The sequence below is a fragment of the Allobosea sp. ASV33 genome, from assembly GCF_016428755.1.
In the GTDB taxonomy this organism is placed as follows: domain Bacteria; phylum Pseudomonadota; class Alphaproteobacteria; order Rhizobiales; family Beijerinckiaceae; genus Allobosea.
Genome location: NZ_JAELTI010000065.1, coordinates 22,633 through 32,007, shown reverse-complemented (window position 1 = coordinate 32,007; position 9,375 = coordinate 22,633). Strand labels below are relative to the sequence as shown.

General features: G+C 66.8%; 7 protein-coding genes. 3 read left to right on the top strand and 4 right to left on the bottom strand.

Going from position 1 to position 9,375, the window contains the following annotated elements; translation table 11 throughout:
* Together JHD80_RS18095 and prfB are read left to right on the top strand one after the other, a co-directional pair.
* A partial coding sequence (locus tag JHD80_RS18095; RefSeq protein WP_248311631.1) for a penicillin-binding transpeptidase domain-containing protein occupies positions 1 to 505 on the top strand: 505 nt, incomplete at its 5' end.
* A 165-nt stretch (positions 506 to 670) separates the two neighbouring features.
* Positions 671 to 1,799, top strand: a protein-coding gene (gene prfB, locus JHD80_RS18090; protein ID WP_199090168.1) for a peptide chain release factor 2 whose coding sequence is annotated in 2 segments (ribosomal slippage) — positions 671 to 739 and positions 741 to 1,799 — 1,128 coding nt in all. Because the reading frame shifts where the segments join, the coding sequence is not laid out codon by codon here.
* Positions 1,800 to 1,989: 190 nt separating this feature from the next.
* On the opposite strand, the gene JHD80_RS18085 is transcribed toward prfB, so the two are convergent.
* Positions 1,990 to 3,294, bottom strand: coding sequence for a peptidoglycan DD-metalloendopeptidase family protein (locus tag JHD80_RS18085; RefSeq protein WP_248311630.1), 1,305 nt, complete (start codon positions 3,292 to 3,294; stop codon positions 1,990 to 1,992).
* A 104-nt stretch (positions 3,295 to 3,398) separates the two neighbouring features.
* Positions 3,399 to 3,863 carry a peroxiredoxin gene (locus JHD80_RS18080; RefSeq protein ID WP_199090167.1) on the bottom strand — a complete coding sequence of 155 codons (465 nt, stop codon included), beginning with the start codon at positions 3,861 to 3,863 and terminating at the stop codon, positions 3,399 to 3,401.
* A 279-nt stretch (positions 3,864 to 4,142) separates the two neighbouring features.
* Here JHD80_RS18080 and JHD80_RS18075 point away from each other — a divergent pair, with 279 nt between their 5' ends.
* Positions 4,143 to 7,532, top strand: coding sequence for a YhdP family protein (locus JHD80_RS18075; RefSeq protein WP_199090165.1), 3,390 nt, complete (start codon positions 4,143 to 4,145; stop codon positions 7,530 to 7,532).
* Positions 7,533 to 7,729: 197 nt separating this feature from the next.
* Here the strand turns inward: JHD80_RS18075 and tyrS are convergent, their stop codons facing one another.
* Entirely contained in the window at positions 7,730 to 8,983 is a 1,254-nt protein-coding gene (gene tyrS / locus JHD80_RS18070; protein ID WP_199090163.1) for a tyrosine--tRNA ligase, read from the bottom strand.
* Between the two features lie 84 nt (positions 8,984 to 9,067).
* The gene (locus tag JHD80_RS18065) at positions 9,068 to 9,295 is read right to left on the bottom strand and encodes a hypothetical protein (RefSeq protein WP_199090161.1); all 228 of its coding nucleotides are present in this window, start codon (positions 9,293 to 9,295) and stop codon (positions 9,068 to 9,070) included.
* Positions 9,296 to 9,375 lie beyond the last annotated feature (80 nt).

The window sequence follows — 9,375 nt, the reverse complement described above, 5'->3', positions numbered from 1 at the left end:
CCCGCTGACGGCGTACCAGATGGTCTCGATCCTCGAAGGCGTGGTCAACGCCGGCACGGCGACCGTGGTCAAGTCCGTGGGCAAGCCGCTCGCCGGCAAGACCGGCACGACCAACGACGCCAAGGACGTGTGGTTCGTCGGCTTCTCGCCCGACCTCGCCGTCGGCGTCTATATGGGCTTCGACAAGCCGAAATCGCTCGGCACCTCGGCGACCGCCGGCCAGTATGCCGCGCCGATCTTCCGCGACTTCATGACCGTCGCGCTGAAGGACAAGCCGGCGACGCCGTTCCGCGTTCCGGCCGGCATCAAGCTGATCCGCGTCGATCCCCGCACCGGCATGCGCGCCGGCGGAGAGGGCGGCATCCTCGAGGCCTTCAAGCCGGGCACGGCGCCGCCGGACAGCTATTCGGTGATCGGTGCCGCCGGCGACGGCAGCGCGCCGCTCAATGTCGGCCCGGGTGGCGGCGGCCGCGCCGTAGGCTCCGGCACCGGCGGGCTCTACTGAGCATCCGCCTGGCAATTTCAGGCGCCCGGGGCTCGCTCCGGGCGTCGTCTTTTGAGGGCGATGATCCTGCTGTTACGCTCCGGCGATGTCTCGGGCGTTTACAGCCGGCGCGTTCGCCCCTATCTCAGCCACCAAGCAATCCCACAAGGACGTCCAGACGGAATCATGCGCCCCGAAATCCAGACGCAGCTCGATAACGCCAAGCAGTCGATCGGACTGCTGAGGAGGCATCTTTGACTGGGATCAAGCCCAGCGCCGCCTAGCGGAACTAAACGCCCTCTCCGAGGGACCCGATTTCTGGAACGATGCCGAAGCCGCGCAGAAGCTGATGCGCGAGCGCACCTCGCTGGAGACCCAGATCGAGGGGATCATCAAGCTCGAGCGCGAGCTCGACGACGCGCTGACTCTGATCGAATTGGGCGAGATGGAGGGCGACGACGCCACCGTCACCGAGGGCGAGCAGGCGATCAAGGCCGTCCAGGATGAAGCTGCCCGGCTCCAGGTCGAGACCTTGCTCTCGGGCGAGGCCGACATGCTCGACACCTATGTCGAAATCCATCCCGGCGCGGGCGGTACCGAGAGCCAGGACTGGGCCGAGATGCTTTTGCGCATGTATCGGCGCTGGGGCGAGCGGCGCAAGTTCAAGGTCGAGACGCTCGAATATCAGGACGGCGACACCGCCGGCATCAAGTCGGCGACGCTGCAGTTCAAAGGCCACAACGCCTATGGCTGGCTGAAGACCGAATCGGGCGTGCACCGCCTCGTGCGCATTTCGCCTTTCGATTCGAACGCCAGGCGACAGACCTCGTTCGCCTCGATCTGGGTCTATCCCGTCGTCGACGACCGTATCGTCATCGACATCAACGAATCGGACTGCCGCATCGACACCTATCGTGCGCAGGGTGCCGGCGGACAGCACATCAACACGACGGATTCGGCGGTGCGCATCACGCATATCCCGACCGGCATTGCGGTCTCCTGCCAGCAGGAGCGCTCCCAGCACAAGAACCGGGCCAAGGCCTGGGACATGCTGCGCGCCCGCCTCTACGAGGTCGAACTGAAGAAGCGCGAGGAAAAGGCCAATGCCGAGCAGGCCTCGAAGACCGATATCGGCTGGGGCCACCAGATCCGCTCCTATGTGCTGCAGCCCTACCAGCTGGTGAAGGATTTGCGCACGGGCGTCAGCTCGACGGCGCCGTCCGAAGTGCTCGACGGCGCTCTCGATCCCTTCATGGAGGCGTCGCTGGCGCAGCGCGTCTACGGCACCGAGGTCGAGGTCGAGGATATCGACTAGGAAGCTGCCGGCTTCCTGGCGGAACCGCGCCGTCATCCCGGGCTTGACCCGGGATCCATGCCGGAGCGGTACCCATCGAGACTCAGGCATGGATCCCGGCTCTCCGCTTCGCTCCGGCCGGGATGACGGCGTTTCCCCCGAAACAGAAAAAGCCGCGCAACCTGCGCGGCTTTTTTGTTGGATCAGAGGCTTACAGGGCGTTCGCGAGCAGTTTGCCGCCGGCGCGCAGGAAGCGGGTCGGGTCGACCGGCTCATCGTTGATCCGGGTTTCGTAGTGCAGGTGCGGGCCGGTCGAGCGGCCGGTGGTGCCGACTCGCCCGACCACCGTACCGGCCTTCACCATCTGCCCGATCGAGACCGAGATCGCCGACATATGGGCGTAGCGGGTGCTCAAGCCATTGGCGTGCTCGACTTCGACCATGTTGCCGTAGCCGCCATTGTATTCCGCGGCCACGACCTTGCCGGGCGCCGTCGCCATGATCGGGGAGCCGGTCTCGGCCCGGAAATCGACGCCGGTATGCATGGCGAGGCCACGTGTGAACGGATCGGTGCGGTAGCCGAAATTCGAGGTGAAGTCGTGATCGCCGGCCATCGGCCGGGCCAGTGGCAACTGGTCGATGACGCCGCGCAGGCGAATGACCGAGGCCATGCGCGGCTGGAGAGCGTTGAGGGTCGCGGCAAAGGCGCCTTCCGACGAATCGAGCTTCACAGGGATGAGCGGGCCGCCCATGCCGCCGGCGGCCGTGGCCGGTGCGGCGAGGCGCTCGGCATCGAGCCCGGTCTCAGAGAGCGCGTTGCGCAGGCGCTTCTGGGTCGCTGCCAGGGTCTCGTCCATGTCCTTCAGCGCCGCGAGCTGGGCATCCGAGGTTCTCGCCATCGCGCCGTCGAGCTTGGTCAGGGCCGCGTCGACCCGCTTGGCCGGCGGCTCGGGCGGGGTCTCGCCGGACTGCCAGCCGCCGCCATCGGCGCCGCGCAGCGAGGGTGCCTCGGGGGCCGGCGTCGGCTTGTTCGGCAGGATCGGCGCGAAGCTCGTCACGCCGGAGGCGCGGATTGGCTCGCCCGGCTTGATGACCTGCGAGCGCAGCGGCAGCTTCGCGGCGGCCGGCATCAGGCCGTTGGACTGCATGGTGTCTGTGAGGGCCGCGACCAGCGACTGGCGCGATTCCAGCTCGGCTTGCCGGCTGGCGAGTTCGTCGACCCGTGATTCGACGCCGTCCTGATCGAGGAGGGCGCGGCTGGCATAGCGATCGATATCGGCCCGCAAGGCGGAGATCCGATCCTCGTAGGCGTATTGACGCGTCGTCTCGCGGGCGATCAGCCGGGCGGCGAGGTCGTCGCGGCTGAGGATGTACCAGCCGGCGGCGCCGCTGCAGGCCGTGCTCAAGGTCAGCCAGGCCAGCCCCACGAGCATCGTCGAGCGACGCAGCGTATAGGTCTTGTGGGAGACCAGACCGATGGCCGGAAGGGCGGGGGCGGGTTGGGACTGATGATGCATACGCGGAACCGGAAATAACGCTGCCGATACCGTCATCAGACATTGTTAGGGTTAATCTTTCGCAAATTCAGGCCCATGCAACGCCCGCGCAATTCTTTAAACCTTCACAGCCCTTGCGCTGCGGCGAGCACCTCCTCGGCGTGGCCCGCGACCTTCACCTTGCGCCAGATCCGGGCGAGGCGCCCCTCCGCATCGATCAGGAAGGTCGAGCGCTCGACCCCCATATAGCTGCGACCGTACATGCTCTTCTCGACCCAGATGCCATAGGCATTCGCCAGCGCCTGCGCCTCATCGGCCATGAGCGGGAAGTCGAGCTCGTATTTCTGCTTGAAATTGACGTGCTTCTTCGCGGAATCGGGCGAAACCCCGATGATCTCGGTGCCGCAGGCGGCGAATTCCCCGCGCAGGCGATTGAACGCGATCGCCTCCTCGGTGCAGGCCGGGGTGTTGTCCTTGGGATAGGCGTAGAGCACGACCTTGCGGCCGCGCAGCGCGCCGAGGCTGATCTCGCCGCCGCCATCGCGCGGGAGCGTGAAGTCGGGTGCGGGGTCACCTTCCTGCAAAGCCATGGCAGCTGCCTTCCTTTCGTCGCCTTCCCCCTGCATGGAGCCCGCGGCCCGGCTTGGCAAGCTGCCTCGCGGCGGAACCCTACGAATCGTCGGGCGTTCTCGTTTCCGGATTGCCGAATCGCTTTGCCTGGCCGCATCGACATTCCAGCCGCCTTCCGGGATTGCGGTGAGGAGCGATCGGCCGCACCCTGACACCAACCGGCACTGGCGCCGAAGAGGACCACGCGGATTTTGTCGGACCAGGAAGCAAAGGCTGCGGCTGCGGGGCAGGGAGAGACCTTGCCCAAGAGCGAGGCCTGCGATGTGGAGACCGTGACGCGGCGGGCCAAGGCCGGCCTCGTCACCATCTGCGTCGCGGTCACCGTCGCCGTGCTGGTGCTGGCGGGAGCGGCCGCAACCCTCATGGTCACCGGCATCGTTCCGCTATCCGGCTTCGAGGGCCGTATCACCGCAGCGATCGAGGAGCGGCTCGGTCCCGACTGGAAGGTCACCGCGGCTTCGGCCGAGCTTGGCCGCATCGATGGGCGTTCGCAGCTCAGGGTCCGGCAAGTTTCGTTCCAGCATGTCAGCGGCGCCGTGATCCGGGCGCCGGAGGCCGTGCTCGGCTATGCGCCGCTGGCGCTGCTGACGGGCGATATCAAGCTGGTCTCGGTCGATCTGCGCGGCGTCAATGTTCGCCTCGGCGTTACCAAGGACGGCGCGCTCGTGGTCAACGCCGATTCCGCGCCGGCCGAGACGCCGCCGCAACCGACCCTGCCCGATGCCGCGCAATGGAATGCCTTCACCGGCATCATGGGGGCGATCTCGACCCTGGCGCGCGGCGACGGCTTTCTGGGCTCGCTCGAGGAAGCCGGCATGAACGGCGCGCGGCTCTCCCTGGTCGACCCCGACGGGCGCCAGAAGGCCGGGCTCGAGGATGTCGAGATCAAGCTGACGCGCATCGCCGATCGCGGCACCCGGATGACGATGAAGGGGCGCACCGGCCAGCGCTGGAAGGAGCTTGCGGCCGATCTTTCCACCGAGGCCGACGGCACCCAGCGCGCCGATATCGATATCATCCGCTTCGAGCCCGCAGAGGCCGTTGAACTCGCTTTCGGGACGGGCGGTATCCGCGTCGAGGGTTTGCCGCTGCAAGGCCGCGCGACCCTGCGGCAGTCTCTGGACGGCAAGAAGTCGATCACGGCGCGGGTCGGGGTCCGATCCGGCACGCTGCGTTTCCCCGACGCCCCGATTTCGTCCTTCGCGGTCGATTCCGCCGATCTGGAATTGGCGAGCGGAGGGGATCTCTCCGAACTCAATATCACCCGCGGCGAGATCAAGGCCGGCGCCACGCAGTTTTCGGCGACGGGCTCGCTGCGCGAGGACAATGGCGGCTGGCGCATCGCATTGGATGCCAAGGGCCAGCTCGCGGGCGTCGATGCCGACCCGCCGGTCCAGATCGACAGCCTGAAGGCCGCGCTGAAGTTCGACCCGGCCAATAATGCGATGACCATCGATTCGGCTTCGCTGCGCGGCCCGCTGGCTTCGGTCGACCTCTCGGCCTTCGTCCAGCGCGTGAACAGCTCCCCGCTGCAGCGCTTCGCCATCAAGGCAGTCAATTCCGATGCCCGTGCACTGTTGGCGATCTGGCCGGCTTTCACCTCGCCGCAGGTGCATGACACCCTGCGGCGGCAGCTCGCCGCCGGGCGGCTCAAGACGCTGTCGGTCGATCTCGACTTGGCGCCGGAGGACCATGCCCGGCTGCTCAAGGGCGAGGGCATGCCCGACACCGCGCTCTCGGTGATGATCGATGCCGACCGCGTCCGCTATCTGCCTGATCCCGGCCTGCCGCCGCTGGTCGACGCGACCGTGTCCGGCCGTGTGGGGGGGCGCACCGTCCAGCTCGCGATCGGCAAGGCGACGGCCGATCTCGGCGGCGGCCGCCAGCTCCAGTTGAGCGAAGGCAGTTTCGCCATGCCGGAATATAACCAGCTCCGCGCGCAGGCCCGGATCGGCTTCCGCGCGCTGGGCTCGATGGATGCGCTGGCGGCGCTGTTCGCCTTCCCGTCGCTCAAGGATTTCAGCCCGGGCAAGATCGACCCCGCCGCGATCAAGGGCGCCAGTGATCTCAAGGTCGGCATCACGCTGCCGCTTGCCGACGACCTCAAGCCGGACGAGGTCATCGTCACCGGCACGGGCACGCTGGCGAATGTCGCCTCCGACACGCTCCTGGGCACGGAGAAACTCGAAGCCGGCGCTTTCACCGTCAATGTCGACCGCAACGGGCTTCTCTTGCGTGGCGATGCGCGGGTTGGCGGCGACAAGGCGCAGGTCGAGCTCAAGCAGAATGGCAAGGGACAGGGCGAGGCCACCTTGCAGCTCGCGCTCGACGCGGCCGCGAGACAGCGGCGCGGCTTCAGTGCCGATAGCGGGATTTCCGGGACGCTGCCGGTCAAGGTGACGAAGCCGCTCGGCAAGAGCCCGGAGCAGCCCCCCCGCATCGAGGTCGACCTCTCCAAGGTCGCGCTCGACGGGGTCCTGCCCGGATTGAACAAGCCGGCCGGGCGCCCCGGTAAGGTCAGCTTCGCCTATGTCGTGGATGCGGACGGGCCGGATCTCGAAGATTTCTCGCTCGAGGCGGGCTCGACCCTGATCAAGGGGCGGATCGAGCTGAACAAGCAGAATGGGCTCGACGCGGCGAGCTTCTCGCAATTCCGCCTGTCGCCCGGCGACAACCTGAAGATCGATGCGAAGCGGGACGGCACTGTCGTCAAGCTGGTCGTGCGCGGCGCGGTTGCGGACCTGCGCCCCTTCATCAAGGACCTGCAAAGCCCCGGTTCGGCGGGCAAGGGCGACAAGTCCGGCGGCAAGGGTGCTGACTACGATGTCGATCTCGACGTGCCGATCCTGACCGGTTTCAACAACGAGGCGATCACCAGCGGCACGTTGAAATTCGCCAAGCGCGGCGGAGAAATCCGCAGCGCCAATTTCCAGGGCCGGATCGGCAAGGCCGATGTCAGCGCCCGACAGGGCCGCCAGGGCGAGGGCGGGCAGCTCGTCGTCCAGTCCGAGAACGGCGGATCGCTGCTGCGCTTCCTCGACCTCTACAACAAGGCCTATGGCGGCGACCTCATGCTGACATTGGGCCCTGGCGAGAACCAGAGCGGCGACCTGCTGTTCCGCAATTTCATGGTCCGTGACGAGCCCGCGCTGCGCCGGGTCGTTGGTGCGCAGTCGTCGACCGCCTTCGCCGGCGACAATCCGGCCGAGCCGCGGATCGATGTCAGCGAGGTCGCCTTCACCAAGCTCAAGGCGGAGTTCACCCGCTCCGCCAGCCGGCTCGACGTGTCCGACATGGTGATCTGGGGCCAGCAGGTCGGCTTCACCTTGCAGGGCCATGTCGATTACGGCCGGGACCGCGTCGATATCGGCGGGACCTTCGTGCCGGGCTACGCCTTCAACAACGCCTTCGCGCAGGTGCCGGTGGTCGGGGCGCTGCTCGGCGGCGGCAGCCAGTATGGCGGGCTCTTCGCGGTGAACTTCCGGATCTCGGGCGCGGCCAGCGCGCCGACCATGTCGATCAACCCGCTCTCGGCGCTAGCGCCCGGCATCCTGCGCCGCTTCGTCGATCCGCTCGGCGGCGCGCCGGCGCAGAAGCCGGTTCAGCCCAGGCAGACGCAGCCGCGTTGAGGCGGTAAGCGTGTCATCGAGAGGCGTCTGTCATCCCGTGCGCGGTGCAGCGCGCAGCGGTGCGCCGCAGACACGGGACCGTGTGACGAGAAGGCGCCTTATCCTGATGACGATCCCGCATCTGCGCAGCAGCACTTCGTGCTGCAGCGCGTGCGGGAGGACACAAGCCCGATAGCGATAGCGCTACCGCCGCGTCCTTATTCCGGGCGCAGCAGGATGTGCTTCTTTTTGCCGAAGGAGAGCTTGATCACGCCTTCCGACGAGAGGTCCGCGAGGCCGAGCGAGGCGCGCTCATCCGTAACGACCACATCGTTGACGCGCAGACCGCCCGCCTTGACCTGGCGGCGGGCTTCACCGGTCGAGGGCACCAAACCCGCCTTGACGAAGGCGGTGAGCACACCGATGCCGGGCTCGATCTCGGCGCGCGCGATCGCGACGCTCGGCAGGTCGGCTGCCAGCGCGCCTTCCTCGAAGGTCTTGCGCGCGGTCTCGGCGGCGGCCTCGGCCGCCTCGCGGCCATGGACGATCGCCGTGATCTCGGTCGCGAGGATCTTCTTGGCCTCGTTCAGCTCGGCGCCGCCAAGCGCGGCCAGCCGGGCGATCTCGTCCAGCGGCAGGCGCGTGAACACCTTGAGGAAGCGGCCGACATCGGCGTCCTCGGTGTTGCGGAAATACTGCCAGAAATCATAGGGGCTGAAGACATCGGCATTGAGCCAGACTGCGCCATTGGCGGTCTTGCCCATCTTGGCCCCGGACGAGGTCGTCAGCAGCGGGGTGGTCAGGCAGTAGAGCTGCGGGCCGCCCATCCGGTGCGAAAGGTCGACGCCGTTGATGATGTTGCCCCACTGGTCGGAGCCGCCCATCTGCAGGCGGCAGCCATGGCGCCGGTTGAGCTCGACGAAGTCATAGCCCTGCATGATCATGTAGTTGAATTCGAGGAAGGACAGCGACTGCTCGCGGTCGAGCCTGAGCTTCACCGAATCGAAGGAGAGCATGCGATTGACCGAGAAATGTCGGCCGACATCGCGCAGGAACTCGACATAGTTCAGCTTCAGGAGCCAATCGGCGTTGTTGGCCATCATCGCGTCGGTCGGCCCGTCGCCATAGCGCAGGATGCGGCCGAAGACCCGCTTGATGCTCTCGATATTAGTCGCGATCTCCTCGACGGTGAGCAGCTTGCGCTGGTCGTCGCGGAAGGACGGGTCGCCGACCATCGAGGTGCCGCCGCCCATCAGCGTGATCGGGCGGTGACCGGTCTCCTGGAACCAGTAGAGCATCGTCAGCGAGATCAGGTTGCCGATATGGATCGAGGTCGCGGTCGCGTCATAACCGACATAGGCCGTCTGCGTTCCCTGCCGGCACAAAGCATCGAGGCCCTCCGCATCGGAGACCTGATGGATGAGGCCGCGCTCGTCGAGAACGCGCAGGAAATCGGACTTGTAGATGGTCATGGCGGCTTGCGATCTGATGGAGGTCGTTCCGCCGTCGTCTAGAGCATCGGGCCGAAAAGTGGAAATCGCTTTTGCGGTGAAGCCTCATCCGGGGATGCGGTCGAGCCAGATATCGGCGGCGTCGCGTGGGCTCGGAGGCTCTACGACATCGCGCGAAAGGCCGAGATCGCAAAGCGCGCGGTCGTCGAGCATCGCGAGACGGTGCTGGATGCGGATCGCAGACGCGCGGCGCTGCCAAAGCATGAGCAAGCCGTGCAGAAGGGACGAGCCACCGGACGTCTCCAGCGGCGCCGCATGGGAGGCGCAGGTCATGATGGGTATCCTCTCGGAAGCGGGCGCTACCGCCCGCTTTGTGAGGATGAATCTGAGCCAGACAGCGCGCCGGCACAAAG

Bases quoted from the DNA above. Each gene is read 5' to 3' on its own strand.
- JHD80_RS18085 (WP_248311630.1), bottom strand. From the start codon at position 3,294: ATGCATCATCAGTCCCAACCCGCCCCCGCCCTTCCGGCCATCGGTCTG.
- tyrS (WP_199090163.1), bottom strand. From the start codon at position 8,983: ATGACCATCTACAAGTCCGATTTCCTGCGCGTTCTCGACGAGCGCGGC.
- JHD80_RS18065 (WP_199090161.1), bottom strand. From the start codon at position 9,295: ATGACCTGCGCCTCCCATGCGGCGCCGCTGGAGACGTCCGGTGGCTCG.
- JHD80_RS18080 (WP_199090167.1), bottom strand. From the start codon at position 3,863: ATGGCTTTGCAGGAAGGTGACCCCGCACCCGACTTCACGCTCCCGCGC.